Source organism: Pseudomonas eucalypticola (assembly GCF_013374995.1).
GTDB lineage: Bacteria > Pseudomonadota > Gammaproteobacteria > Pseudomonadales > Pseudomonadaceae > Aquipseudomonas > Aquipseudomonas eucalypticola.
On the sequence record NZ_CP056030.1, the window covers coordinates 2,318,784 to 2,345,048 of the forward strand.

The 26,265-nt window shown below is 55.3% G+C and carries 22 protein-coding genes and 1 pseudogene; 7 read left to right on the top strand and 16 right to left on the bottom strand.

Going from position 1 to position 26,265, the window contains the following annotated elements; all coding sequences use genetic code 11:
• Positions 1–78: 78 nt before the first annotated feature.
• The 5 genes from HWQ56_RS10735 to HWQ56_RS10750 all read right to left on the bottom strand — a co-directional run bounded on the left by HWQ56_RS10735 (position 79) and on the right by HWQ56_RS10750 (position 4,743).
• On the bottom strand, positions 79–804 hold the full coding sequence (locus HWQ56_RS10735) for a gluconate 2-dehydrogenase subunit 3 family protein (RefSeq protein ID WP_176570451.1): 726 nt from the start codon (positions 802–804) through the stop codon (positions 79–81).
• Between the two features lie 230 nt (positions 805–1,034).
• Entirely contained in the window at positions 1,035–2,054 is a 1,020-nt protein-coding gene (locus HWQ56_RS10740; protein ID WP_176570452.1) for a LacI family DNA-binding transcriptional regulator, read from the bottom strand.
• Position 2,055: 1 nt separating this feature from the next.
• Complete coding sequence (locus HWQ56_RS29560; protein ID WP_483414419.1) at positions 2,056–2,562, bottom strand: aldo/keto reductase; 507 nt, start codon at positions 2,560–2,562, stop codon at positions 2,056–2,058.
• Between the two features lie 46 nt (positions 2,563–2,608).
• Complete coding sequence (locus HWQ56_RS10745; RefSeq protein WP_176570453.1) at positions 2,609–3,583, bottom strand: quinone oxidoreductase family protein; 975 nt, start codon at positions 3,581–3,583, stop codon at positions 2,609–2,611.
• A 38-nt stretch (positions 3,584–3,621) separates the two neighbouring features.
• Positions 3,622–4,743 (bottom strand): alkene reductase, encoded by a 1,122-nt coding sequence (locus HWQ56_RS10750; protein ID WP_176570454.1) that lies wholly within the window; start codon positions 4,741–4,743, stop codon positions 3,622–3,624.
• Positions 4,744–5,041: 298 nt separating this feature from the next.
• Between HWQ56_RS10750 and HWQ56_RS10755 the strand changes: the two genes are divergently transcribed.
• Positions 5,042–5,917 carry an arginase family protein gene (locus HWQ56_RS10755; protein ID WP_245217831.1) on the top strand — a complete coding sequence of 292 codons (876 nt, stop codon included), beginning with the start codon at positions 5,042–5,044 and terminating at the stop codon, positions 5,915–5,917.
• 43 nt (positions 5,918–5,960) lie between these two features.
• Here the strand turns inward: HWQ56_RS10755 and HWQ56_RS10760 are convergent, their stop codons facing one another.
• From HWQ56_RS10760 to HWQ56_RS10790, 7 genes are all read right to left on the bottom strand, one after another.
• Positions 5,961–6,722 carry a DUF1883 domain-containing protein gene (locus tag HWQ56_RS10760; RefSeq protein WP_176570456.1) on the bottom strand — a complete coding sequence of 254 codons (762 nt, stop codon included), beginning with the start codon at positions 6,720–6,722 and terminating at the stop codon, positions 5,961–5,963.
• A 139-nt stretch (positions 6,723–6,861) separates the two neighbouring features.
• Positions 6,862–7,767: a DMT family transporter gene (locus HWQ56_RS10765; RefSeq protein ID WP_176570457.1), complete on the bottom strand. Its 906-nt coding sequence runs from the start codon at positions 7,765–7,767 to the stop codon at positions 6,862–6,864.
• 176 nt (positions 7,768–7,943) lie between these two features.
• Positions 7,944–8,849 (bottom strand): helix-turn-helix domain-containing protein, encoded by a 906-nt coding sequence (locus HWQ56_RS10770; RefSeq protein ID WP_209008708.1) that lies wholly within the window; start codon positions 8,847–8,849, stop codon positions 7,944–7,946.
• Positions 8,850–8,989: 140 nt separating this feature from the next.
• Positions 8,990–9,373 (bottom strand): carbohydrate porin, encoded by a 384-nt coding sequence (locus HWQ56_RS10775; protein WP_176570459.1) that lies wholly within the window; start codon positions 9,371–9,373, stop codon positions 8,990–8,992.
• A gap of 317 nt (positions 9,374–9,690) precedes the next feature.
• A complete protein-coding gene (locus tag HWQ56_RS10780; protein WP_176570460.1) occupies positions 9,691–10,992 on the bottom strand; it encodes an MFS transporter in 1,302 nt (433 codons plus the stop codon).
• A gap of 29 nt (positions 10,993–11,021) precedes the next feature.
• On the bottom strand, positions 11,022–11,675 hold the full coding sequence (locus HWQ56_RS10785; protein WP_176570461.1) for a cyclase family protein: 654 nt from the start codon (positions 11,673–11,675) through the stop codon (positions 11,022–11,024).
• A 301-nt stretch (positions 11,676–11,976) separates the two neighbouring features.
• Positions 11,977–12,861 carry a LysR family transcriptional regulator gene (locus tag HWQ56_RS10790; RefSeq protein ID WP_176570462.1) on the bottom strand — a complete coding sequence of 295 codons (885 nt, stop codon included), beginning with the start codon at positions 12,859–12,861 and terminating at the stop codon, positions 11,977–11,979.
• A 431-nt stretch (positions 12,862–13,292) separates the two neighbouring features.
• On the opposite strand from HWQ56_RS10790, the gene HWQ56_RS10795 reads away from it, so the two are divergent.
• Both HWQ56_RS10795 and HWQ56_RS10800 read left to right on the top strand, forming a co-directional pair.
• Positions 13,293–14,399 (top strand): MFS transporter, encoded by a 1,107-nt coding sequence (locus HWQ56_RS10795; RefSeq protein WP_245217877.1) that lies wholly within the window; start codon positions 13,293–13,295, stop codon positions 14,397–14,399.
• A 653-nt stretch (positions 14,400–15,052) separates the two neighbouring features.
• On the top strand, positions 15,053–16,249 hold the full coding sequence (locus tag HWQ56_RS10800) for an IS256 family transposase (protein WP_176570464.1): 1,197 nt from the start codon (positions 15,053–15,055) through the stop codon (positions 16,247–16,249).
• A gap of 437 nt (positions 16,250–16,686) precedes the next feature.
• Here HWQ56_RS10800 and HWQ56_RS10805 read toward each other — a convergent pair whose 3' ends face one another.
• Positions 16,687–16,911, bottom strand: a complete 225-nt coding sequence (locus tag HWQ56_RS10805) for a hypothetical protein (RefSeq protein ID WP_342366181.1) — start codon at positions 16,909–16,911, stop codon at positions 16,687–16,689.
• A gap of 304 nt (positions 16,912–17,215) precedes the next feature.
• Between HWQ56_RS10805 and HWQ56_RS10810 the strand changes: the two genes are divergently transcribed.
• From HWQ56_RS10810 to HWQ56_RS10820, 3 genes are all read left to right on the top strand, one after another.
• Entirely contained in the window at positions 17,216–17,650 is a 435-nt protein-coding gene (locus tag HWQ56_RS10810; protein WP_176570465.1) for a LexA family protein, read from the top strand.
• Positions 17,637–18,917, top strand: a complete 1,281-nt coding sequence (gene umuC / locus HWQ56_RS10815) for a translesion error-prone DNA polymerase V subunit UmuC (RefSeq protein WP_280634431.1) — start codon at positions 17,637–17,639, stop codon at positions 18,915–18,917. Before HWQ56_RS10810 ends, umuC begins: the two co-directional genes overlap by 14 nt.
• A gap of 405 nt (positions 18,918–19,322) precedes the next feature.
• Entirely contained in the window at positions 19,323–21,767 is a 2,445-nt protein-coding gene (locus tag HWQ56_RS10820) for a P-loop NTPase fold protein (protein WP_245217832.1), read from the top strand.
• A gap of 745 nt (positions 21,768–22,512) precedes the next feature.
• Here HWQ56_RS10820 and HWQ56_RS10825 read toward each other — a convergent pair.
• The 3 genes and pseudogenes from HWQ56_RS10825 to HWQ56_RS10835 form a co-directional block, all read right to left on the bottom strand.
• Positions 22,513–23,142: pseudogene (locus HWQ56_RS10825) on the bottom strand (MFS transporter); the annotation flags it as partial.
• 108 nt (positions 23,143–23,250) lie between these two features.
• Positions 23,251–24,462: an MFS transporter gene (locus HWQ56_RS10830; protein ID WP_176570467.1), complete on the bottom strand. Its 1,212-nt coding sequence runs from the start codon at positions 24,460–24,462 to the stop codon at positions 23,251–23,253.
• Between the two features lie 303 nt (positions 24,463–24,765).
• Positions 24,766–25,200, bottom strand: a complete 435-nt coding sequence (locus HWQ56_RS10835; RefSeq protein ID WP_158157949.1) for an NUDIX hydrolase — start codon at positions 25,198–25,200, stop codon at positions 24,766–24,768.
• A gap of 99 nt (positions 25,201–25,299) precedes the next feature.
• On the opposite strand from HWQ56_RS10835, the gene HWQ56_RS10840 reads away from it, so the two are divergent.
• Entirely contained in the window at positions 25,300–26,211 is a 912-nt protein-coding gene (locus HWQ56_RS10840; RefSeq protein ID WP_158157948.1) for a LysR family transcriptional regulator, read from the top strand.
• The last annotated feature ends 54 nt before the right edge of the window (positions 26,212–26,265 follow it).

A 26,265-nucleotide genomic window follows, 5' to 3' on the forward strand; every position in this document is an offset into this window, starting at 1 on the left:
CTACCTCATTGAAACGGCTGGATCACGGGTGTGCAGGCGAGTGTCGGCGCAGGCCGCATCGCTCACGGAATAGGGGTGTCAGAGGGTGTTGTCGATCAGGCTGGTGGGGATGATCGTAAGCTTCTGGCCTTTCTTGGCGATCACGTCGCGGAAGTCATAACGAGCACCGGGGAAACCGAGCATCTTCCAGCTGGCCATGCCCTTGTTGCCGCCGTAGATCGGGTCGGCCAGGAAACCTTCGCGCACGTTGGCCAGGATCTGCTCGAACAGCTCCTTGACCTCCAGGTCCGGGCCCAGCACCAGCTCAAGCTGACCGCTTTCCATGCGCCGCAGCAGGTCGTCCTGTTGGCCGCCGTCCAACTCGGCGAAGGCTTTGGAGAAGGATGTGCGGCACAGGGTATCCAGCGCGGCCAGGCCCTGGCGCCAGCGGTCGGCCGGGGTCAGCGGCGACTGGGTGCCTTGCTCCGGGGTGCCCTTGACGAAGCGGCCCAGGCGATAGAGGGTGGCGCCGTTGCCGTAGTCGCCGGCCAGCTGGCGATCAATGAAGGTGGCGCAACCGGCTTCCTTGCCGCCGATGCTCAATTCATCGGCAGGGATCAAGCGATCGGCCAATGCTGCCGCCGCCTCGAATTCGGCGGGGGTGAAGAACGCCAGGCCACCCTGGCGTACGGTGGGCAGCGTCGGCAGGCTGGCCGTGCCGGGCTGCCAGGGCTGGCCGCCGCTGATGACCTCGGCACGCGCCGCCGGCAAGGTGGAGGCAGCGGCCAGGGCCAGGGCCGATGAGAGAAAACTTCTGCGCTGCATGGTGGTTCCCGTGTGGTGAAAAGGACAGGGACCGGCGGGGCGTCGTCCACACGCACTCGTCCGCGCGGGCAAGGTGGGGGCCTTGTCCGATCAGTGGCTGGATGAACGCCGAAGGGGAGGAGTGCGTGCTGGAGCAGGTGGCAAAGCGCCTGTCGGTCACGGGCGCAGAGTCTAGGGTGCGACAAGTGGCCACGCCATTAAAAAATTGACGTGTTTACGTCAAAAGCCATTCAAACGGCGAGAGTTTCCTCGATCACAATACGCAGTTGAGGGGCTGTCTGCGGCGGCTCCTCTAAATCTCCGTTCGCATATAGCAGATGTTGGATAGCTGCTTTAGCTTGACCCTCAGGATCTTGATCTAATACTAGTGACAGCAGCCCTTCGCGCAGCAGGGCGGCGTGCTCTGGGGTGGCCTCATGGCCAATCCACACGGGGCGTATATCGAGCTCCAGTAAAGCGGCGCGAATCCCTGAAGAACCGCTACCACTGTCGTAGATGGCGGCGATAGTGTCGTGCAGCATGACTGCATCGCGCACGGCATGAGCTGAACGGGTGGGGTCGTCATAGCATTCAATGGGACCCACCACGTTCAGTTGAGGGGCTCGCTGATGCAGTACCTGCAGGAATCCGGCGACACGTTGTTGGTGCGCGTGGTAGAGCAATGAGTTGGTGATGAGGAGCACGCTGCCGGCATCTAGATTTGCCCAGTGGCTTAACAGGCGTGCTGCACTTCGGCCAGCAACGTTGTTGTCTATGCCAATGTATGTAGCGCCTGGCAGATCAGAGAGGCTGGTCGTTAGTAGAACCACAGGTATGCCTTGCGCTATCTGACTTTGCAACGCATGCCGAATCTGTGGCGTATCCTGCGCGACCACTAGGAGTCCTTGCCGGGTCGTATGGGGAGTATTAATCAGTTCCAGAAGCTGCTCGGGATAGCGCTCGTCCCACCTGTGCTGCTGCAGAACCAAACGTGAGCGAAGCAGTTGGGCTTCCTGATTAAAGCCAGCCGCGAGGCGGCGGAAATGGTCTGTGGCGCTGTCGACCATCAGAAGATCGAAGCGGAGCAGGCCGTGGGTGGCAGATGGCAGTAGCCGGCGGAGTCCGAGGGTTCTGGCGGCCTGCAATACTTTACGGCGCTTATTATCAGAAACGCTGCCGCGCTCGTTGAGTACCCTGTCCACCGTGCTTAAGCTCACACCTGCCAACTTGGCAACCTGTTGAAGCCCGGCCTTTCGATCAGCATTTTCCACTCTATGGCTCTCGTCCCAATACGCTAGCACGTGCCAGTTTGCGGGAATATTTACCGTGAGTTCTGGCAGACGTTCGATGCGGCCGCATCTTAACTGCGTAGTTGAGGTCACGAAAGCCCTTTAGAAGGTTTGCCCCGCCGCAGGGGTGAACCAGATACTCAGGTCGTCCGAGGGGAACATACTGATCGGGCGCTGGACGTGTGACACCGGCTTTTGTGGTGATCGACATGCGTGCAGGGTAGGGATGGAGTACCGCGTCAACGAGTTGCTCGGCGACATCTGGCCCGTAGCAGTCGGAGCAATCAACCAGGTCGACTCCGAGCTCCGGAAGACGACGCAGAAGATTCAAGACGTTGCTTCGGTTATCAAGTTCACCCCAACCATTGGCTCCCGTAATGCGTAGGGTACCAAACCCCAGGCGAGTGATCGCCTTTTCACCATTTAATTTGAAGAATTGCTCGCCTAAATGCTCCGAGAGGATCATTGGCTGTCCTTGTTCCGTCGGCATCGTTCGTGGAACGATGCGCCAGGCGCATCGCTGTTCATGGCAGGGGTTACAGTGTGAGGATGATTGCTCCTGCCGCCTGACGTGATGTAAGTCGCTCGTAACCTATGAGGTAGTCATCAAGGGTAACGCGGCTATCAATCCTAGGTTTCACAGCACCCTCTGCGGCCATACGCAGAATCTCCTTGATTGCATCATGCAGCTCTTCGTCCTTTTCTGCGTGGAGGCTGTAACCCACTACACGCTTTTCTCCGACGATGATGTCCACGACGTCCAGCAGTGGTTGCTTGCCTCCGGTGAAACCAACCGACACTAAAGTCCCGTTGGGTCGCAGGCTGCGAACCAGATCCGTGAAGCCTTCGCCGCCCACTGGATCGATGGCAAAATTTGCTCCTGCGCCGCCAGTGAGCGCGCGTACTGCAGCGGGAACATCGTTCTCAACCGACAGATTGATGGTGGCGATGGCTCCAGCTTCACTCGCGATGGATGCTCGCTGCGCTGAAGAGCTGAGACCAATGGGTCGAGCGCCCAGTGCTTTTGCTGCCTGAACAGTGGCGTAACCGACGTTTCCTGCTGCGCCGGACACTAGAACGTAGTCTCCTGGTTTCACCGTGACAGCTTTGGTCAGGGCCCGGTAGGCGGTCAGATAGTTCACGCTCAGGGCTGCACCTTCCTCATATGACAACGATTTGGGAAGTGCGAGTAATCGGTGGTTCTCAACCCAAAGCCACTCCTGAAACAAGCCATCTTGGGAGACTCCAAGCTTGTTGCCGCCGTAGACCACGACGCTGGCCCCTTTTTCAAAAACTTCGCTTTGTACAACGACTCCAGCGCCTTCATTTCCGAGAACGAGCGGCAGCGGTACGTTTGGGAACAGGCCGGTGCGGATGAAGTTAGACAGTTGATTGATGGTGGCCGTCTTAACACGAACGAGAGTGTGGCCAGGCTGCTCGGACGATTCAGGTCGGTTCAGCACCGACATTTGAGGCTGTTCGCCAGTCCCATTTAATACCAGTGCTTTCACAGGCTGTAACCTCTTGCAAAGGAGTGGCGCATGCAGACTTACTGACCTTGATAGGGTGGGTAGTCGATGTAGCCCTCTGCGCCGCCACCGTAGAAAGTGCTCTGGTCAGGGACGGCGAGCGGCCAACCTCGGGCAAGACGATCAACCAGGTCCGGGTTTGAGATATAGGCGCGGCCGAACGCCGTGATATCGGCGGTACCCTCATTCACGAGTTGTGACGCCCGTTCTAGGGTCATGCCACCTGCAAGAACGATGGGGGTTTCAGGCAGCAGCAAGCGCAGCTTCTTCAAGAGCGCATCGAACCGCTCACGAGTGCTGTCAGCCTGAGGGCCCATCAGCGCAGACCTGGGGTGATCCATGAAGTGGACGTAGGCAAGTTTTCGCTGGCCCAAGGTTTCGACGAGGGCGATGAAGGTCTGGTCGATGTCTTCATACAGGGGCATGTCGAAAACTTCGCAGTAAGGCGAGAGTCGGATGGCGACCTTGTTGCTCCCTACTGCAGCAATCGCCGCGTCGACGAGTTCGATAGCAAATCGAATTCGATTCTCTATGGTCTCACCGGAGTAGCTGTCGGTTCGGTTATTGATTTTTGGGTTGATGAACTGGTCAACCAAATAGCCGTTGGCACCATGGATTTCCACCCCATCGAATCCGGCTTCGATCGCATTTACGGCCGCGTGGGAAAAATCCCCAATGACGCGCTTGATCTCTTCATGATCCAGGGCTCGGGGAGGGCTCGCCTGGATCATGCCTGCGGTACCATCTTCCTGATAACCGAACGCCATGGCTCCAATGGCCTGCTTTGAGGATGAGCTCACGGGCTGAATACCATGAATGCTCTCGTGCGAAACCCTGCCGACATGCCATAGCTGGGCGAAAATGGTACCGCCGACGGCATGAACCGAGCTTGTGGTCGTCCGCCATCCTTCGACTTGCTCAGAAGTGAAGATGCCTGGGTTGAACAGATAGCCCTGTCCCTCCTTGGAGATAGGTGTCCCCTCACTGACGATCAAACCGGCGGTGCTGCGCTGGGTGTAGTAAAGAGCTGTGCGCTCATCCGCTATGTCTTGCTTGGTTCGGGCGCGAGTCAGGGGTGCCATGGCGATACGGTTGTTGATCAACCGCGTACCGACCTGAATGGGTGAAAATAGAGAACTCATCGAAACCTCATATCGTGTAAGCCTGCGCGTCGCGCGCAAGAGCCTGATACGACATTTTGTATTTTTCAGCCTTTGCTTCAAAAGTGCGGGTTCGCGAAAACACTTTCCATGTGGGTGGATAATGATCGTCAGCCGTCCTCGCCAAGTGAATGGCGGCCCTCGGGGGTTGGGCGGGGAAGTTGGCGTAGAGGTATCAGCAAATTGGCGTATACAGACTAATTTTCTGTGCGGGGGGAGGACAATAATAAGTCGAAAATCCATTACGGCTGGCATAGCCGAACTACCCGTGGAGAATGATGTGAGTAAGCCAAGCAATACGCTCCGGTTGGTCTTCCCGCAATGGCAAGGTGGCGGTCGCCCTCCTTATCACTTTGGCGCTCAGCTTCTTGAATGGCTGGCCCCACCCGCGTCAGGCCCTGTTGAGCACGTTCCTGTGCCTAAGCCCGCAGACGTTGCGATTGAAGTTGAAAATGGGATCGTGGCCCGAGCGCAACTGCTCAAACAGCAAGACGATGCCGCTAAATTGATCCAGAAACATTCCCCTGACAGCATTGTGGTGATCGGCGGTGATTGCCTCGTCGACCTGGCTCCATTCGCATATCTGAGCGAACGCTATGGAGATGATTTTGCAATCCTCTGGGTCGACGCACATCCGGACATCATGACCCCCAAGCAATGGTCGTATGCTCACGCGATGGTACTGGGGAACCTGATGGGGTTCGGTGACGAGGACTTCAGTAGTCGGGTCAAGCGCCCGGTCAAACCATCTCACGTGTTCTACGCGGGGCTTGAAGATCCGAGCGAGTACGAGGCTGGCTTCTTGGCCGAGCACGATCTGAAAAGTGCATCGGGCGCAGCCTTGGCTGACACGAGTCAGCCTGTGCTGGATTGGATCAAATCGATTGGCGTCAAGCACATTGCTGTGCACTTCGACCTAGACGTACTTGACCTGAATACCTTCAAGGCACAGTTGTTCGCCAATCCGAACGTCCCTGAAGGGACATACGACGGCATCGCCCGGGGCAAGATGACGCTTGCCCAGGTTACCCGCTTGCTCAAGGACGTTAACCATCACGCAGATATCGTAGGGCTTGGATTTGCCGAGCACTTGCCATGGGACGCGATCGGTCTGAAGACGATGTTTGAAGAATTGCCGTTAATCGGCGAACCCTAAAAGCCTTTGGGCCAGTTCCTGAAACTGGCCCTTCGAGCCCCCCTCACTGGTCACGCAGCAGTTCAGCAATCTCGGAAGCGATCTCCTCTACCGTGTGAGTAGCGGTGTTACGCGCGACCTTGTCGGAAAGAGAAGGGCTAAAGTCGATAACTTCCTGTTTGGTTATGTCATGCCAAATCGGAAGCAAGATTTGTTCGCCTGAGACCGTCCTGCTCACGATTCCATCAAGCTCATAGTTCGTCCAGCCTTTTGCTATGAAGGCTCGCGAAAGCACCACTAGGCCAACCCTGCTCTTGGCCAGGCCCCTGTCGATCTTCTGCCGCAAGCTGTCCCCGATCCGAAGCGTCAGCTCGTCATACCAAACGTTCAGACCTTCGTTGATGAGTGCCGAGGCCAGTGCACGAACGACGGTATCCTTATCCTCGGATGCGTGGGATATGAATACATCGAAGGAGTCGCTGCTTTGCGCGGAGGGCGGCGGCTGATCCCTGACCAAGGAGGGGATGGAGGTGAGAGGGACTTCCCTATATTCAGGAAGCGCGTCCGGCAGTTTGCGGACGCTGGCCTTTGTGCTGCCACTCAAACCTTGCATGTCCACGACGATGTACCAATGGCCAGAGCGCGGTACTCCCAGCACCGCAGGGGAGCGTTTCATGAGTCCCCCGACATAGCTGTAACGGCGCCTGTTTTGATAGTTCGAGAAATCCGAGCTGCTCAATAACATGACATTTGCTGCGCGGGTGAGCGTTACCTCGAAGCGATCCCCTTTGCTGCATGACCCCAAATCGTACTTCAGGAAAGACATTCTGATCCCTCAAATTATCTTGCTACAGTTTTGGTATTTCGGATTCAGGATGTTGCTGCCTCACAACAAAGGCGCAAAAAACAACGCTGCGCTTATAGGTTAGTACAAGCGCAGCGCGGTGTTACAACGGGAGAGCGTTCTACGCAGCGGTAGCGACGCCGGCATGACGCTTGCCGTTTGACTCGACCAGGAAGATGGACGCGACGACCATCACGAGCGCCGTGCAGCTATAAACGGATAGGGACTCTCCGAGGAAAACAGTCGAGAAGAACGTCGCTGTCAAAGGTGTTACGGCGAATGCCATTCCTGTTGCACTGGCTGGAATTCGCGTTACTCCAGCGAAGAACAACCAGCTCGCAATGGCCCAGGAGAAAAGCGCATAGACGAGAACAGTTGTGGCATTGCCGACAGTCATGATGGCTGCGAAGTCGATGGTACGGCTCTCAGCGATCGCCATAGGGAAGGTAAAGATCGTGCCGGTGGCACACACGCCGAAGGCGGTCGTGGCCGGCGGCATGGAGACGTTGAGCTTTTTCGCCGCAATGACGTAGAAGCCCGAGGAAAGACTGGAGAGAAGCAGTAGCAATACGCCGATCCCGGTGTTTGCCCCAGAGGCGTCGGAAGTGGGCATGGTGAGAAGCATGACTCCTGCGATTGCCATAGCGATGGCGGCAAGCTTGCGCAAGCTGAGCGCTTCGCCCAGGAAGACTGCCGAGAGAATGACCACGAATACGGGAGTGATGCTGGTGAAGATCGAAGCCATTACGGCGGTCGAGGAGGTCATCCCATACAGCAGAAAGATGGTGTAGAGAACAGAACCTAGCAAGGATTGGATGCAGATCGTTACCCAGTCTCTGAAAGAGAGGTTGGCCAGAACGCCTCGGTCAAATTTTAGCGAGAAGGGCAGGAGAAGCAATGCACCGATTCCCATCGTAGCGCAAGTGAAAAACCAGGTGGGAATTTGATCCATCACGTTCTTGGCGATGGGGTAGCTGACCCCAATCAACGCGTAGCAAATCAGCACGTAAACGTAGCCCTTATTCATGGAATCCTCGATATTTGTGGGAGGGCAGTTTGAAAAGGGCCGAGCGGATTAGCAGCGTGTAAAGGCTGGCCGTCTTTATTATTTTTGTAGGGACGTCGAATCTGGGGGTAAGTGTACGGCCGGGCTGCTGCTGCAGTTTGACCCGGCACGCCTGAAAATTGGATGGAGGCGCCAGATCAGGTGTGGCGAACGTCTTTGGGTGAGACCCCGTAATAGGCTTTGAATGCTCGACTCAGGTGTGATGCGCTTTTGAACCCTAGATCCAGCGCCAAATCACCGATCGGTCGTGTGGGGAAGCTTTGGATAGACTGCTTGCAGGCGATAACACGCTGCTCCCACAGCCACCTAACCGCCGTCGTATCTTCGCTGGCAAAGAGTCGGTTCAGCGTACGGCTGGAGACATGGTTCTGTTTGGCGACGTTCTCGATGCCCAGCGTTGGGTCAGCAAGATTGTCTCGGATGTATTTTTTTATGCGGTCAAGTTGACGTGATTGTCGAGCGTCAAGGTGCGCATTTTGGCTCTCATACGCAGCGTCGTAACTAGTGGCCATAATGTCAAGCAGCGAACAACCTAGTCGGTTTTCGATCCCGTGGTCAACACCTGAAGCGGCCCACGCTTCCCTCAACATGAGCTGACAGATTCGGCCCGTAGGTGTGGATCCGTCCAAGGTCAGATTGGATAACGCCATGGCGTTGGGAACGTGCTCAAGCATCAGTTTCCTCGGTACCGTGAACACGATCTGGTCGTCTCCTTGGGGGAGGTGGCAGATGTAAGGGCGAGCACTGTCGAAGAACACGATATCGCCCTGATGCTGGATAGACTCTCTGCCAGCTTGCACAACATGAGCGCGCTCACACAAGGAAAGCACGATGTAGTAATCGTCACAGCCGTCGGTGGGGGATTGGCGTTCGTAGGTAATAGGTTGTGATGTGATGTGGCTGACGGCGAACGAGCCAAATCGCTTGTACTCAAGCCGGCCATCGAAGCTGGATTGGCTTAGCGTCTTGCTTTGAGTCCTGTCATAAGTCTCACACGTCAGGGCTTGCCAGGCCTCGAAATTTGAGCACTCAACACTACGCATGTGCGATTCACTATCCACTGCTCACCTCCAAATCTGATACTTGCGCCATCAGGGCGGTTTATAATCAGGCGCTCCATACCATTGTGTTGCTGAATCTGACAGGGCTAGACCTTGATGACAAGTGCAACTGGTCTACGAGTTCACCGCTGTGTTAGGATGCGAAGTCTTCCTCGACAGTAAACCGGCCGGCCTTCACGTTGAACTTCCCGTCGTAAACCCCCTTTGCGAACCAAAGCATCGCTGATGCGCGGTACGTTTCCTCGGCCATTTACTTTCTGAAATTCAGTAAAAAACGAAGCCCGAGGGTCGTCCATTACGTCTTGGTCGAGACCTCTACCATTTCGGTCTATCAGCTGTTCCTGGGTCGTGGCGTCATTCCTGCCGAGAAATTTTTCTAGATCAAGGCTCAATCCAGCTACCCATTGATCCTTGTAGCGGCCAGTATTGTGCCCTGCATACCCGCCTGAAAGGCCGCCTGCAGATAAAACGAAATGGTTGAGTTGGATGTCGACGCCTTTATCCATAGCGAACTCCGGCTGCCATTCAAGTCCCCAGCGCCCAAGGTGAGCCCGCCTCAAATATGTCGGCGGTAAGTGAGTGGTTGCTCTGAGAAACCGCGCCCGCGAAAGCGATCAGAGTGGCGGTTTTTTATATTTTTATAGAAAGTGCGGACTGTATATCCTCGGCGAATGATAACCATCTGTTTGAAGTCTGCTTAAGCGCAGCGTCAGAAAGAAAAAATCGAAGTGGAAGTGAGGGTTATGGATTGTGTGGAGTTGGAGGTCAGCCTTCTTGGTGGAAGGCTGGCGAGCAATATTGCGAATTGGATTTGGTTGTTAGGTCAATGGGCAGCAGCCTGTGAAGCCAACTCTGCGTGCGACACGTTATGATCCTTTTTTTCCATAGGTGGTACTTTTATGAATTTCAGCAGCGACATGCTCACGATGTACAGTAAGGCATATACCCAAACCACCCCCTGCACCCCAAACAATGGTAAGAGCGCCGAAGCAATACCTGGGCCGACGAACGCAGCCAAGCCCACTGCAAGATTGTGCAGTGAAAGTGCTGCTCCTTTTTCTTCAGGCGCTAGAGCTGGGAATACAGCAGATAGAGGTACGAAACCTGTCACTGTGATTCCATGAATAAGTGCTATGCCCATGGCGATCGCGATGTTGTGACCAAAGAGGCTAGGAATGTAATAAAACAGAAGGCAGCTTGTTGCCACCCCTACGCACCCTTGCCAACGAATCAACCTCGTCCAGCCGATACGATCTGCCAGCATCCCGGTAACCGAATTCATTACCATATTGGTAATCATGAAGACACTCCAGACTCTCAGCCATTCGGAGTATGAGAACCCAAGCGTGTCTATGAACAGGAAAGGCATGACCACGGCGAAACCGAATATGGACATGGGTGCAAGCATCATGATTGCACCGGCAGCCAAAAGAGGTTTGCGCTCCCAGCCGAGGGTTACCGCGCGGGTCAACGATTTGAGTTTATTGTTCGTTGCAAAACCTAAGTGAGGCTCGGAAATGGGTTTCAAACTCAACGCCATCGATCCAATGCAAGCCCCCACGAAGACGAAGCCTAACGCAAGCCATAGCGTATTCATCTCCCCGATCGACGGTATTGTAAGGCTTGGGATGTAGCTTCCGCTAGTGCCGAGGCCAAACATGAACACCAGCCAAAACCACCCCATGGCTGCCGCCAGATTCTGGGTGGGTACGGTTCTTGTAACCCAAACCACCAGCGAGTACACGAAAAGGGGGTAGCCGATCGCTCTTATGCAGTAGTACACCACCATCAAGGAGAAAGACTTTTGAGCTAGCCCAAACTTCAAGAAAAGGGCATGGAATACTAACCAGATAGCAGTTCCGGCCAGCATGATCTTACGAGGGCCAAAGGCCTCGGAAAGCACGCCTGCCGCGCAAGCCGAGAGGCCAGCCACCAGACCATACGCGGCGAAAAGTAGCGATGCGTTGGATTGGCTGAAACCAAGTGATACGACGTAATGGGACAGAAAAGCCTGCTCAAATCCGTCGCCGGTCATGAACACCCCTATCGCTAGATAAGCCGCGATAAGATAAAGCGGCGGTAACCGCCTTCTCGTAGGAATTATCTCATTGGCATTATTGATCACTATCTATTTTCCTTTTTGCTGAAGGCTTATCATTGTTCCAGTAGTGTTGCGAAGATGCGTGTTGGAAAACTTCCGGTTTCGGCGCGAGGCGGAACTGCGGTTAGATAAGCGTCTTGATCAACCAAGGCACTTAGATTTGTCATGTTTTCAGCAATAGCAATGCCATTGCGCAGTAGGGTTGTATGGACGGGAATGGTGGAGCCATCGTTAACGTCGTCGACTAAAATGGAGTCGATGCCGACGAGAACGGCTTTTTTTTCAACGAGCCATTCAGCTACTTCAACAGAAATGTAGGGAGGATTCTGATCGTAGCCAGGCTTTCCAAAAAAATTGTCAAAGCTCGTGTGGAACAATACAGCCTTGCCGTCTACATCTAATATTTCAATATCCTCGATGGTGAACATTCTTCGATGATCAGGTTTAGTTACGAGCACGACCGGAAGATTGACCAAGCGCTCTAGTGGATACTCTGAGATTTTCTTTCCGTTGGGGTCAACGTGAAAGGGGGCGTCGATATATGTCGAGGTGATGCTAAGGAACTTAACGGAGTCGATTAGGGCGCCATTGGGGTAACGTGGGCAAAACTCTGTAATCTCTAGATCGCTGGTTCCTGGATAGGTGACCATTCCGGAGCTCAGAACGTGGTTAAGATCAACATAAGCTTTTATTTTTTGGCTGGACATTTCACTGCACCTGAATAAACGATGCTGAGATTAAGCATGAGCTTTGCCAGGTTCTAAGCGTCCTGCGATATTGGCGCGCGCGATCAAGCGTCGTCGGGTTCAGTCAAATTCAGAACGAAGATCGGGCGAATTTTCCGAATACCGGACGCTTGTGATTTGAATAGACGTGAAGGTGGGGTAGGAGGGCCGGAAGTCGATCAGCGTTACGATGCACCAATCGGGCACAAAGCCGCACTGTTGCGGTGCGTTCGGACGAGGAGGGTGGCTGACAAGCCAAGCTCTGACTTAGAGCCACCAGCAATTAAAAAGTAGAAATGAGCCAGTCAACGAATACTTTGAGGCGGGCGCTCTTATGCCTGTTGGGTGGGTAAACAGCGTGAAACGGTATCGATGGCCTTGTCCACTCATTCAGTACTTCGACCAAGGCGCCTGATTCGATATAGGGTTGGAGGCAGGGGCGCAGGTGTTGTCCAATGCCTAACCCAGCTAGCAGAAGCTGTGTGAGACCGTTGCCCTCATTTGTTGAGTAGCGTGCGGCGTCGATAGTGTATTTCTCACCTTGTTTTTCAAATACTAACGGTTCAGGCTTTCCTGTGGCAGCAAAAAAGTACCCGGCATGATCATGATGCTGTTCCACATCTTTCGGGGAGTTCGGCTTACCTTTACGGCTCAGGTAGGCTGGGGACGCGCAGGTGACAAAGGGGATCTCCGTGATTTTCCTCCCAATCAGCGTTTGATCCTGAACCTCGCCCGCGCGGATCCCGCAATCTACCCCTTCGCCCAGGATGTTAATCGTGCGGTCACTGATGCCCACTGCAATCGTAAGGTCCGGGTACTCATGCTGAAATTCAGGGAGCTTGGGTATAAGTAAGCTGACGGCGAAAGCCGCAGGAGCGTCAATTCTCAAATGCCCAGTAGGTTTGCAGCCCTTTCCGCTCATGGCGTTATCGAGTTCGTCCAATTCGCTGATGATACGCAGAGATTGGGCGTAGTACTCCATCCCCTCAGCAGTAAGCGCTACGGCACGGGTCGTCCTGTGAACCAGCTTGATGCCTAGGTATTTTTCTAGGTCATTGACCTGTTTGCTGACGGACGAACGTGGAACCCCCAGATGGCTGGCGGCTTGGCTGAACGACCCGGTCTGCGCAATGCGTAAAAAAATTCGCATGGCTAGCAGTTGATTCATCTGAAGACACCTTCGTCGCAATATCGATTAGCTAGCGGAGTCAGCTTCAATCCACCTTAGATTCGAGAGGAGCGCTGGTGATCTGCTGCGTGCAGATTATCCATCTGTGTGCACAGTGATGGCAAGATTGCTCTCTTCTGTTCGGTTATCTGGACTATTAAAGTGCGTGAAAAAAGGTAAGCGGCGATTTTTGCCTGTCGCAGCCATCTCTTTGAGCCATCTAGCGCGACCTTCTTATCAGAGCTCTTGAGCTTCAGGTCGATACGGTCGCGTCGTCCCTGAAAAGGCTCAAGAGTCCTTGAACTTGAATTTAGCGATGTGTTGGAGGAGTTATTTTGTCCCAGTCTCATCAGTGCCACGCCGTAGAGCAATCTAATCCCAAGAACTCGTGGTTGGCCGTCTTTTCGCTTGCCCTTGGGTCTTTCGCCTCAGTGACCGCTGAGTTTCTGCCGGTAGGGGTACTCCCAGATATCGCCAGAACCTATGGAATCACCGAGGGTAGTGCTGGGTTGATGATGACCCTACCAGGCGCCTTGGCTGCCCTTGCTGCACCTGGCGCGTTGATTCTCGCTGGCAAGAGTGACCGCCGCCAGACAGTACTGTGGCTTTCAGCAACTCTTCTGATTGCGTGTCTACTTTCGGCTTGGGCACCTAACTATCCTGTCATGCTTATCGGCCGAGGATTGGTGGGCGTCAGCCTGGGTGCATTCTGGGCCACGGCTCTGGCTGTGGCAGTGCGCCTTGTGTCACAGGACCGATCGCACCAGGCGACCGCATGCGTCTTCGGGGGGGTTACCGCTGCGATGATCCTCGGGGTGCCACTTGGAACTTTAGTTTCGGATCATTTTGGATGGAGAGGCGCTTTCTTGGCCGCCTCGGCGATCGCCGCAGCGGCACTCATTTTTCAAGCCATGGTGCTGCAGTCGGTACCTGTAGAAACTTCTCTGCGCTTTCAGGCGCTCAAGGAATACGTGAGCCGGGCCGAGTCTCGCAGCAGCATGGTCATGACTGCCCTTGTCTTTGCAGCGCACTTCGGAACCTACACATTTCTCGCTCCCCTCCTTGCTCAGGAAGGTGCAGGTTCATTTAATGTTTCCATTGTATTGCTGGGTTACGGGTTAGCAGGTTTTGTTTCAAATTTTGTTGCCAGCCAAATGGTGAGTAAAAGCTTGCGAGGTACTCTGTTGCTGGCCAAACTACTATTGTTGCTATCTATTGCCCTGGCTCCGGTTTTCGTCGGATTTCATATCGTTGAGGTTGGACTGATTTTGCTGTGGGGCATTGCATGGGGGGCTCTGCCATTGTGCCTAAACATATGGAATCAAACGCAGCATGTCGGAAATAGCGAAGCCTCTTCCGTGATGTTTACGTTTACTGCTCAGGTTGCTATTGCACTTGGGGCGGGGGGCAGCGGTGTAATCGTTGACGAACTGGGGGTGAGCGCCGCGTTCTGGGTTGGTGCGGCAATTGTAGTATTGAGCTTCTCGCTTCTCGCCGTCTCCCAAAGTTCTCCAAGGATACAGGCTGCATCCTCTTAAATCGAGCAGTTCAAAATTGGCTGCTTTCGACCGCGGCTTTTCGCTCACCAAAACCATAGGCCATGTGATTTCTTCAGCGGTTAGAAATTGAAGTTGCATCGGCAACCATACGACTGAGATGGCCGTTGATCGCACAGAGGGTAGGTTTTGAACCTGCGGGAGAGCAAAGTGGTACAAAATTGGTACGAGTGGGGCAGGCTTATTATTATTTTTGATTTTGAATAAATGCGTTATTTAGATATTGGTCCCATCCATCAACGGTGCAGTGCAAAAACGGTGCATTGAATAGCCCGTTTTATCGTTTTTTACGGGTGACATCTGAGTCCTGAGCCTGTAGCTAAATATGGTAATATTCTAGCATCAAGGCCCGTAGTGCAGCCACGGTACGCGATCAATGCTGGTGGCGAGAGCTCGAAAGTGAATGAGCTAAAATCGGTTTCCTCGATGTGTTCGCTGCCCCTCGGCGTTCCTTGTCGAGGGGCTAGCCGCTGCCGCAGGCTGCGCTGGCCTTCAACCACACTGGAAAGATCGTGTCCCAGGAAGTGGTGTAACTAAACCAATCGAAGGCGCCCTGCGGGCGAAAGAGGTTGGTCATCGTGGTTTTTGGCTAACGTTGAGTTTGCGAAGACCTAACACTCACCAGGGAAACCACGATGACCAAACCTACTATCGCATTGACCGAGTTGGTTGAGAAAGGGGCAGATGCTGATCTGCTCAAGCAAATGATCCAGTTCGTTGCCCAGCGCATGATGGAATTCGACGTCGAGAGCCTGTGCGGTGCCGGGTTCGATGTCAAAAGTCCTGACAGGCTAAACAGCCGCAACGGCTACCGTGATCGCCTCTGGCAAACCCGCGCCGGCGATGTTGATCTGAAGATCCCCAAGCTGCGCCAAGGCAGCTACTTTCCAGGCTTTCTGGAACCACGGCGTACTGCCGAAAAAGCCATGGCAGCGGTGATCCAGGAGGCGTACATCCAGGGCGTCTCGACGCGCTCAGTGGACGAGCTGGTCAAGGCGATGGGGATGTCCGGCATCTCAAAAAGCCAAGTGTCACGGCTGGCCGGCGAGATCGATGAGCGCGTACACGCCTTCCTTGATCGCCCGCTTGAGGGCGACTGGCCTTACCTATGGATCGACGCCACCTACGTCAAGGTCAGGGAGGCCGGCCGTATCGTGTCGGTCGCCGTCATAATCGCCGTGGCTGTGAACACCAACGGCGGCCGTGAAGTACTGGGCATGAGGGTTGGGCCTTCGGAAGCCGAGCCGTTCTGGACAGACTTCCTGCGAAGCCTGATGCGGCGTGGGCTCCGAGGCGTGAAGCTGGTCATCTCTGATGCTCACGAAGGGCTCAAGGCCGCAGTTTCCAAGGTATTCCATGCGACTTGGCAGCGCTGCCGCGTGCATTTCATGCGCAATGCCATGGCCCACGTCGGCAAGGGTCAGCGGACGATGGTGGCGGCGCTACTTCGCACGGTGTTTGCCCAGGACAGCCGTCAGGAATGCCACCAGCAATGGCGCCTGGTAGCTGACCAGTTACGTGAGAAATACCCAAAGATCGCGACGCTTATGGATGGCTGCGAGGATGAAGTGCTGGCGCACATGGCCTTCCCCAAGGCGCACCGGCAGCAGCTGCACAGTACTAATCCGTTGGAACGGTTAAATGCTGAAATCAAGCGCCGCACCGAGGTCGTGGGTATCTTCCCGAACGATCCAGCCATCACTCGCCTAGTCGGGGCGATGCTGCTGGAACAGAACGACGAGTGGTGCCTGCAAAGGCGCTACATGCAGTTGGAGGCCTTCGAGGCGGTCAGCGATAATCCACAGGCCAAGCTGTCGGCCGTGATCAACTAAACGGCAAACTCAGTGGCTCAAGCCTTGATGAGTTACACCACTTCCTGGGACACGATCCACTGGAAATCTCCAGTGTACCCAGAGGCCAGCGCAGCCTGGCGGCAGCGGCTACAGCGCGTGGCTGAGCCTTGGCCGTTCGGGTGCAGGGCAGCTCCTGGCCGAAAGCGGTCGATTACCAGATCAGCAATCCTTTCAAAGCTGGCAAGAGCCAAGGATAGCCAGCTCAACCGTTTTGCATCCATTGCACTGACCTTCAGCATCGTGGGCTGTAATCCCGTAAACGCCTCGCAAATTGAGGTGTGGGTGAGCGTTTATACGTGCTGGCTGCATGCGGTGGCGGTGGGTGAGTCGAAGAACTGCTGAAAATCATGAAGGAGTACAGGTGTGCTCCTTGCCATCAATTGGGTGAAGGGACTACGCGCGGAATCGCTCTGTTTTTAGGGCTGATTGATGTTTTCTTTGCCAAGTATTTCCAAGCAGGCCCCAATCAGAGCCGATGACTCGTCCAGGCCGTTCAGGGCGCTCCGCACATTAACCGCGGCCTCACTGCCTCCGTTGTTTTCGGCCCACAACGCTAGTTCCTCCACCGCCGCGCCGAGGGCGTGATGGGCCTGCACTTGCGCCACCATCAATTTCTGCAACATTTGAATAGCCGTCATCATCGTTTCCTCCAGGTTAGTCCTGAGGTTAGCAGCGGGATCTGCGGAGGTGTTTTTACTGTAAGGGACGGCGTGTAAGGCGATTTTCAGTGACCTACATACGGTGGCCGTTGCTTCCTCGCCTTACCCTATCCGTTAGGCTAATCGATGTCGGGCTCCGCTCGGTCAGGGTGACGCGCGGCTCTTCATTCCGGTCGCCGGCCAGCGAGAGCGCCCCCACCTGTCGAAATTGCTCGCCCCCAAGATTGACCCGGAGAACGAATTTACGTTTACTGTATGTATATACAGATTTCGCAAGGCGTTCGTTATGAGCATCACATTCCTGGGACCGTTGGGTGAGGGCGGGGCCATGCTTCCGTTGTATTCGTTCAAGGTCCCTGCCGGCTTTCCTTCACCCGCCGCCGATCATATTGAGAAGCACATCTCACTGGATGAGCTGCTGGAGATCCGCGCGCCCCATATCTACCTGGTGCGGATCTCGGGCAGCAGCATGGAGGGGGCAGGGATCTTCGACGGCGATCTGGTCGTGGTCGATCGCTCGATCACTGCCGAGCACGGCCATATCGTGATTGCCGCAGTGAATTGCGAACCGGTGTGCAAACGCCTGTGCAAGCGAGGAGACAGCATCATCCTGATGTCCGAAAATACCGGCTACCCCCCGCGCTACATCCTCGAGGGCGATGAGCTGGTTGTCTGGGGCGTCGTGACCTTTAGCGTGCGCGCCCATGATCCCAAAGCCTGATCCTGTCTTCGCCCTCATCGACTGCAACAGCTTTTACGCAAGCTGTGAGCGGGTGTTCAGACCTGACCTGCGCAGTACGCCCATCGTGGTGCTTAGCAACAACGATGGCTGCGTCATCGCCCGTAGCGCCGACGCCAAGCCGTTCGTGAAAATGGGCGAGCCGTACTTTCAGATCAAGCAAAAGCTCAAGCAGCACGGCATAGTCGCCTTCTCCTCGAACTACGCGCTGTACGGCGACATGAGTGAACGGGTCATGACGGTAATCGAGTCGCTGGTGCCCCAAGTCGAGATCTACAGCATCGACGAAGCGTTCGCCGATTTGTCTGGCGTACCCGGCGATCTCGAGCAGCTAGGCCGCCAGATTCGCGCACAGGTCTACCGGAGCACCGGCATACCCGTCGGTGTAGGGATCGCCGGTACCAAGACTTTGAGCAAGCTGGCCAATCACGCGGCAAAAAAGTGGCAGGCGCAAAGCGGTGGAGTGGTGGATTTGCGCGACCAGGTCAAACGCGACTGGGTGCTGAAGAAATGCCCGGCCTCGGATGTCTGGGGCGTCGGCCGCAGGATGACTGCCCACTTGGAGGGGCTAGGCATCAAGAGTGCCTGGGAGCTTTCCAAAGCAGATCCCTGGATATTGCGTAAGCGCTTTAGTGTCGTGATCGAGAAGACCGCACGCGAGTTGGCCGGCACACCCTGCCTTGAGTTGGACGAGCCGGATCCCCCCAAGCAGGAGATCTGTTGCAGCCGGATGTTTGGCAAGCGCCTGACGGATGTGGTGCCCATCAAGGAGGCGGTGGCGACCTATATGGCGCGCGCCACCGAAAAGTTGCGGGCGCAGCAGTCGCTGTGCAAGAAGATCCGGGTGAGCATTCGTACCGGGTTCTTCAACCCCGATGAGGCCAAGTACGCTAACGGTGTCATCGTCGAATTGCCCTATCCCACGGACGATACCCGGCTGATGACCAGGCTTGCCGTTGAGGCTGTTGATCGTATCTACCGAACTGGTTTCAAGTACAGCAAGGCCGAAGTTCTCTTGCTGAGCCTCTGCCAGAAAGGCGAGTACACCGAGGACCTGTTCTCGATTTCCCAGCCAGCAGCCACTGAGAAAGTCATGGGCCTGATGGACGCCATCAACGGTCGGTGGGGCCGGGGCACCATGCGCTTGGCGAGCGTGCCGACAAAACCTGATTGGGGTATGCGGCGGGAGATGATGAGCCAGAGCTTTACCACCCGCTTGGATCAGCTTTGGACCGTTAGCTCCAGATAATGATTGGAGATCGTTAACACTGGATCTTGTTGGAGAGAATAGATTTGGAAAATGGCTTCTCGTTCCGTATGAATGGGCAATCCCCTGGTGGTCTAGCTGAGCATTGCAAAACCTGTCACTACTAAGGTGAGGGGCGGCTTTCGACCCAAAGCAGTCATTTCTTTGTCTTGAAAACTAGAGGCGACCCAACACGTTTGCTCATTCTGACCAATAGATCGCAAGCGTCATTCCTTGACAGCTTGGGAACCACATCGACAATGCAGACATTCGCCGCCTTTACCGTAAAGCACGTGAGGGCTAGGATGGCTCGTTGTTGGTGGGATGGCGATGCTCTCGCAAGACCAGTGATAAGGCTGCTCAGCCGTTGACGGATCTGCAGTAAAGGAGAGTGGGATGGTGGACGGGATGGAAAGCATTGCCAGCGGATTGTTAACCACACATGCAAAGTTGGTATTGCACAACGCCAATGAAGCGGAAACCCGTAAAAAGCTGATCGACAGAATCGTAGAAGACGTGTTGGAGTGGGACGACACTGACATTTCTTACGAGGAGCGGGTCTCCGAAGACGGAGGTACAACGTACGCCGACTACATCATTCGAACCGCAGATGTGGCGTTGCTCATAGAAGCAAAGCGCATCGGGCGCAGCTTCGACGTGGTACCCACTCAGAAGCGAGTCAAGCTCACGGGTCGCATTATGGAAGGCGATACCGGCGCAGCAATCATCCAAGCTAGGGACTACTGTAGGAAAAAGTCGATTCCTTTCGCCGTTGTCACCAATGGTGCGCAATGGATAATTTTCCCGGCAGTCCGTACAGATGCCGTTTCTTTCTCAGATTCTTATGCAATCGTGTTCGACTCGCTAAGTCGAATCCTCGGGGAAGAACTGGAGCATTTCGTCGATCTGCTATCACGAACGGCGGTGGTTGAAGGAAATCTCGCCATCGAGCTTATAGGTCGGACTACTGACCAGTTTGAGGAACGGCGCCTCAACAAATTCTTCAAAGGCTCAACTGTAAAACGACATAACCCCATCTATCCGCTGATTGAAAACGAGGTCATTAGCGCATTCTCAGACTCAATCGTCGGTGCTGAGAGCTCACTCCTCGAAAAGTGCTATGTGAAAAATGCCGACCGGCAAAAATTTGATAGCCGCATCAAGATGCACTTGCAGCGCAGAGAGCCCCTCTTCTCGACGCAGCCCAAAAAACCGATGCGAAAGAAGGAATCCTCCTCCCTTGCAGACTCGATAAGCTCCGCCTCTGCGTCGCGGCGGCCGTTGGCGATTTTGATTTTGGGTACAGTGGGCACAGGCAAAACAACCTTTCTCCAATACACGCGCAAGGTTGCTTCCGCAGCATACTTTGAAAAAAATCAGGCGGCGTCCTACCCGCATTGGATTGATATCGATTTCCGAAATTTTTCGCGCAGCGAGAATCCGCTGGAATTCATTTACGCGCATCTGTTCAACTATCTGAGCAATGACCCATATTTCAGGGATTTTCAGCGGGCCATTAAACCTGCCTATCGCGAAGAAATTGACGCGCTTCAATCAGGGCCTATGTTTCTCATCGCTCAAAACCAGACCGAGTTCGATAAAAAAATAACGGAGCTGATTCTCAACGACTACAACGCCAAACGTCCCTACGTGGACAAGATGATTACCCATGGCTCGAAGCATGCTCCAATCTTCCTGGTGATCGACAACGTTGACCAGTTCGAAGATGACAGTACGCAGTCAAGAATTTTTTCCGATGCCATGGCCATCGCAGGACGATTGTCCCTCAACCTTATTATCTCCATGCGCGAATCTACCTACGTGGCACATAGGGGGTCTTCGACCTTTGATGCCTTTGACTTTGACCCCTTGCACATCGAGCCGCCTGAAATACCCGCAGTATTGAGCCGTCGCTTTTTTATGACCGGCCAAATGCTAGCTGGAAAAAGCGGGAGCTTTACGACCCAGGGAGGCGTAAATTTCAAAGTCGAAGACTTATCGGTATTTATTGATATCGTCAAGGCTTCGGTACTTGGAACAGAAATTGGCGAACGTATTGACGTTCTTGCCAACCACGATGTGCGTCTAGCCCTTCGGATGACCAGGGAATTCCTAGCAAAAGGATATACGGATCCAGCAAAGGCTCTTCAGAGTCATAAAAATAAAAATACCTACGTGCTCCCGAAACAGGAAGCGTTCCGCTCTATCTTACTAGGCAACCAATCTGTATACAGCGAAGAGTTCTCCGTAATTGGCAATCCCTTTGATTCACGGCTAGGGAAATCCAATGGCGGATTGCTCAGGATGTTTCTCCTCTCGGCACTGGTTAAGCAGAGCAACGCTGAAGGAGGCCACATTGACGGCCCCGAGATTCGTGACAACATTCGATCTATCGGATTCTCGGAAGACGATACTTTGAAGGTCCTGACCGACCTGACCGAGCTAAGATTCATACACACTAAGTCGCATGGCAAAGCTGATCTCAACAGCGGTTATTATGCGAGTCGGCTGGGTGGCCATGTCGTGCGAGCATTAATCGCCGACCTGACCTTCGTCGAAAATATTTTGATGGATACTTTTATTTCTGACAAAGACGTATGGGATAGGCTCCGAGATCTGACTCAAAAGATTAGGGACGAACGCGAAGTTGTTGCCCGGATGGAAATCAGGGTCGAACGTGCAAAGCTTTTTTACCACCTGATGACCGAGCAGTATTCGCCCCTGTTGGATGAAGCAAGAAAAAGGGGCTTGAATCCAGTCTGGTTGGGAAATCCTCTGGACGAGATGCGGGCAGCTTTCGACGCGGACACTTCTAAAGCGCTTCATTCAGCCCACCGGAATTATGGGAAGTAAACGTCCATGGTCAGGGCCGGGCTTGCGCATGCCGCACACTGCTCGCCCTGACCTTGGTGATGTTTCTGATTGCGACAGACCGCTTCTGGCCGATAGCAGTCCTCCGCAGATGGGCTGCTTTCGACCATACGGCTGGGATTGCCGTTGCCCGCGTAGAGGGCAGAGGGCAGAGGGCAGATTTTGAAGCTGCGAAAGCGCAAAGTGGTACAAAATTGGTAAGTATGGGAAAGGCTTGTTGGTTTTTCGAATGTAAATCAATGCGTTGTAGAGTTGCTGGTCCCATCCATCATGGGTGCAACCGAAAACCTCCTGACTACCGGATCTGCTGGGGGTGCGAGGTTTTCGCCTGGTTTCATCTGCATTTACACAAATCTCATTTCCTACCGTTTTCCATCGTTGTTGCATACTCCGAAGTGGCGTTGCCGCAAGGTAGCAACTCAAACCAATCGTGTAGCAAAACCATGGGATCTTTCCCTGTTCGCAAACGCAAGGGTGGCTCTGCGGCGTACACCGCACAGATCCGCATGATGCAAAGGGGCGAACAGTTTATCAGGAAAGTCAGACGTTCGACGGCACGACGATGGCTCCTGCTGGGCTGGAAAACGCGAGGCCAATGGACAGCGCCGGGGCAATCGGGAAGGTCGATCACAATGGCGTACCCGCAGGCGCTGGTCACGACATGAAAAGCTCTGGCCAGAGGTATGGCGATGGCGTCACGACAGCCACGCAACCTAGACCTGGCGTATTAGTCGCGCCTCAATTTCCAAGGTTTGAAACTAAGCCATAGCAACATGCCCGGTATTTGCAGCGCGATCATGCAGCCCAGCGTCCACTGATAAGCGATTGCCGAGTGTCCCGGACCAGTGCTCGGCCATGCGTTCAGGATTTCACCCATCAGCCACTGCAGCGCAAAGGCGAGGACAAACACCACCAGATTGAAGGAGGAACTGACGCGACCCGCCAACTCGGGAGGCACGGATTGAGCAACAATGGCGTAGTTCATGGTGGTAGAGGTGCCGAAGAAGCTGAAGCCCATGGCAATCAGCAGGGGGGCAACCGGCAGCCCGCTGATCATCAGGATCTGAAAACCGATGAAGATCGCCACGCCCGTCCCACAGACCATGATCGGCTGTACCCCAAACCGCCGGAGGTAGTCCGTGATCGAACCGAACGCCAGGGAGCCCGCCACCATGGCCACGGTTCCCCACAGCAGGGTGCTCGCCATGCCGGCTTCACCCACCGGCCCCACATCCTTGAGCCAGGGGCTCATCCACAAGGAAAGCACCGACATATAGATGGCATGGGCGAACACGGAGTACAAGGCCAGTCGCCAGAACACCCAGGAGGAGTAGAGCGCTCCGACGGCCGCTGACATCTCGGCCAGCGGAAATTCAGCGCAGAATGCCCCGCGGTCAACAGTAACGTGCCGTGATACAGGTAGTTGCGCGGCGACCGCTACGTCACCGTTGTTCTCATCAGCTGGTCACGCTACGACGCCCACTGCCGCACGCCGCCATATCAGGCGGGCAAGGGTGATTGACCAATTGGCCAAGGCCACGAACAAGATGGTCGACAGCAACGCCTGCATTCCATCGCTGACAATGATTTTGCCTGCGAGCAATGGAAAGCCGAAAACGCCGATGAAATAGGAAAGGCTAAAGAGCAGCAGTGATTGGGCAGTTTTTCCGGCAGGCGCTTCATTGGCCGCCAGGCCGTTGATCACTGAATAGGTCAGGCCATACCCCACGCCTAATAGGACGGCTGCCAGCAAATAGGTAGCAGGCGAATTGATCGAGTACATGGACATCAATACCGAAATGACCATCAACGCCGTCAGCACGCAGGACATCAGATAAGGGTCACGCTGGGTGATCATTCCTGCGATCAGCAACCGGCAAGAGATCGCTGCGCACATGAAACCGAGGAAGAACAGCGAGTAATCCAGGTGGTGCAGGGCGGCATAGGAGGTCTGGAAACTGGACAGGCCACCGAATATGGCGCCACCCAAACCAACCATGATAATCGCGAATACCGCTTTGGAGCGTAGTACCGAGCCTGCCGCTTGTGCGGTGATCCTGCATACCGATACAGGGCCGAGAATAGCCTGTTGGCGCTTGATTCGAGGGGCAATGAGGAAAAACAGTACGCCGCCTAGCAAACTGGCCGCGGCTGCGACCATGAATGCCGATTCAACTGCGTAGCCGGCCGCCATGGCTGCACGGCCCACGAGTGGACCCGTGCCGATCCCGCTCATCATGCTGCCCGAGAGCAGGGCGAAGTATTTCACTCGACGGGTTGGTTCGATGATCATGGCTACGATGATCGGCCCAAGGGGATAGAAAATGCCCCAGCCAAACCCCAGCACCAGGCCAAATGCCAACAATGCTGTGCCGAACGAGGTCACGCAAGCGAAGCCGGTACAGGCGACCGCCAACAGTATGGCCCCGCCCGCAATGGCCTTGGACGCGCCAATGAGATCCGTCAGGTGTCCGGAGAAAATCACCGCTACAAACGTGCTGATCATCGCGACGGAAATGACGGTTCCGGCATCCGATTCGCTGCCGCCGTGGGCTTTGAGCATCATCGCCAGCAGGAACGTCATGCCATAAGACATGGATAGCAAATAACTGGCGAGACAGAAGAGGCCGAACAACCCGGGTGGCGAGTTGCGTTCCATTGGCGAAAGTGTGGGCATGAGACGCTCTTGTGAGGGTGATCAAGAGGGGCTGGACAGTGGCAGCAACTTCAGCGGAGCTTTCCAGTGCTGCCGTTATCTGCTCAATGTCATGTGCATCGGACATCCAATTGGTAACGTCAACTTCTGAGATGTCCTTATAACGTTCAGGTATTACGTGAGCAGCAATCTACTCCACGTTTGGTAGAGCCGCAATATTGGATCCGGTTGATCCACCTTCAATGCGATTTGCTTCGCTCAGAACTGCAGGGAAGGGGCGAAGCTCGGGAAAGACGTGCGCGGCCTGCCTGATGCCCCCCCGATTTACAACGCGCCGGGCCGGCTGTTCAGGTATTCACGCAACCGCGCCTGTAGCCGCGCTACGGCATTCTCGCGTTGGAGAAACGCCTCAATGCTTTCCACCGCCCAGCGCTGCCCTTCGTCACCAAACACCACCTGCTCGAACGTTCCCGCCGGCACCTGCGCCACGAAGAACCAGGTGTCCAGCCCACCGACGCCCTGGCCGGGGTAGACACGCTCCCATTCGATCCAGGCCGGGTCCAGCACCAGGCTGAATTCCTCCAGGGTCTCGCGTGCTGCGCATTCAAGGGGCGTCTCCTGACCTTCGCGGCCGCCGCCGGGCAGGTCCCATTGGCCAGGCCAGGGAATATCGGGTGTGTCGTCGCGCTGGTAGGTCAGCATCTGGCTGCCACACAGCAGCGCGATCTTGGCGCCTGAGAATGAAAGGCAGGTCGACATGGCAGCTCCTCGTGCAAGAACATGACAGGGTAGCGGCTTTCAGCGCTTGGGGTATCCTCCCGCCTTCAACGACAAGCGCCGCAACGGAGCACCGCGCCCATGAGCATCAACCTGCAGATCCGCGACCTGGTGTACTTCATCAAGGTCGCCGAACTCGGCCACCTGGGCCGTGCTTCCGAAGCCCTGCATATTTCCCAGTCAGCCCTGTCCAAATGCATCGACCGCCTGGAAAGCGCCTACGACGCCGAGCTGTTCGAGCGCGTCGGCCGCGGCATTCGCCTGACCGATGCCGGGCAACTGTTGCGCGACCGCTCGTTGCTGATCGAACGCATGCTCGATGAAACCCACCGCCAGACCGCCTCCCTCGGCAAGGGCCTGGCCGGCACCATTCGCGTCGGCGCGGCGGCGACCATCGCCGAGTACCTGATGCCGCGGGCGTGCCGGCTGTTGCAGGAAGAAGCGCCAGCGGTGGTGCTGGACCTGCAGATCGGCATGAACGATGTGCTGCACGACGCGCTGCGCAAAGGCCTGCTGGACATTGTCATCGGGCCCCTTGGCACCCAGGACGAAGAGCTGATCGAACAGCCCATCGCGGGCGACGATGTGGTGGTGGTCGCCAGTGCGAGCCACCCGCTGGCGGGGCGCGAAGTGCCTTTGCAGGCCCTGTGCGACTACCGCTGGTTGCTGTCGGCGCCATCGGTGGCCACGCGTCAGTGGCTCGAAGGCGTGTTCAGGTCTCACAACCTGCCCGCGCCGCAGGTGGCCATTGCCACCAGTTCGATTGCCGCGGTGCCCAACCTGCTGGTGGAGACCGGTTTGCTGAGCTTTCTGTCGCGGCGCAACCTGGCCGACCCTCGCCACGGCAGTGGCCTGGTGGAAATCCCCAACCCGTTGACCACCATGGCCCGGCGTTTTGGCGTGCTGCACCGTGCCGAAGGGTACTTGTCGCCCGCCACGCGGCGGTTCATCGACATTCTGCAGAGCCAGGACCGGGATCTGAATCATTCCTGAGAGGAATGTTTTGGTGAAAAAACGCTAATAGAAATTAAGGATCACGGCGCAGAT

Excerpts from the sequence above, each read along its gene's own strand:
- HWQ56_RS10735 (WP_176570451.1), bottom strand. The coding sequence starts at position 804 with ATGCAGCGCAGAAGTTTTCTCTCATCGGCCCTGGCCCTGGCCGCTGCC.
- HWQ56_RS29560 (WP_483414419.1), bottom strand. The coding sequence starts at position 2,562 with ATGCCGACGGAACAAGGACAGCCAATGATCCTCTCGGAGCATTTAGGC.
- HWQ56_RS10750 (WP_176570454.1), bottom strand. The coding sequence starts at position 4,743 with ATGAGTTCTCTATTTTCACCCATTCAGGTCGGTACGCGGTTGATCAAC.
- HWQ56_RS10760 (WP_176570456.1), bottom strand. The coding sequence starts at position 6,722 with ATGTCTTTCCTGAAGTACGATTTGGGGTCATGCAGCAAAGGGGATCGC.
- HWQ56_RS10765 (WP_176570457.1), bottom strand. The coding sequence starts at position 7,767 with ATGAATAAGGGCTACGTTTACGTGCTGATTTGCTACGCGTTGATTGGG.
- HWQ56_RS10770 (WP_209008708.1), bottom strand. The coding sequence starts at position 8,849 with ATGCGTAGTGTTGAGTGCTCAAATTTCGAGGCCTGGCAAGCCCTGACG.
- HWQ56_RS10775 (WP_176570459.1), bottom strand. The coding sequence starts at position 9,373 with ATGGATAAAGGCGTCGACATCCAACTCAACCATTTCGTTTTATCTGCA.
- HWQ56_RS10785 (WP_176570461.1), bottom strand. The coding sequence starts at position 11,675 with ATGTCCAGCCAAAAAATAAAAGCTTATGTTGATCTTAACCACGTTCTG.
- HWQ56_RS10790 (WP_176570462.1), bottom strand. The coding sequence starts at position 12,861 with ATGAATCAACTGCTAGCCATGCGAATTTTTTTACGCATTGCGCAGACC.
- HWQ56_RS10800 (WP_176570464.1), top strand. The coding sequence starts at position 15,053 with ATGACCAAACCTACTATCGCATTGACCGAGTTGGTTGAGAAAGGGGCA.
- HWQ56_RS10805 (WP_342366181.1), bottom strand. The coding sequence starts at position 16,911 with ATGATGACGGCTATTCAAATGTTGCAGAAATTGATGGTGGCGCAAGTG.
- HWQ56_RS10810 (WP_176570465.1), top strand. The coding sequence starts at position 17,216 with ATGAGCATCACATTCCTGGGACCGTTGGGTGAGGGCGGGGCCATGCTT.
- HWQ56_RS10820 (WP_245217832.1), top strand. The coding sequence starts at position 19,323 with ATGGAAAGCATTGCCAGCGGATTGTTAACCACACATGCAAAGTTGGTA.
- HWQ56_RS10830 (WP_176570467.1), bottom strand. The coding sequence starts at position 24,462 with ATGCCCACACTTTCGCCAATGGAACGCAACTCGCCACCCGGGTTGTTC.
- HWQ56_RS10835 (WP_158157949.1), bottom strand. The coding sequence starts at position 25,200 with ATGTCGACCTGCCTTTCATTCTCAGGCGCCAAGATCGCGCTGCTGTGT.
- HWQ56_RS10840 (WP_158157948.1), top strand. The coding sequence starts at position 25,300 with ATGAGCATCAACCTGCAGATCCGCGACCTGGTGTACTTCATCAAGGTC.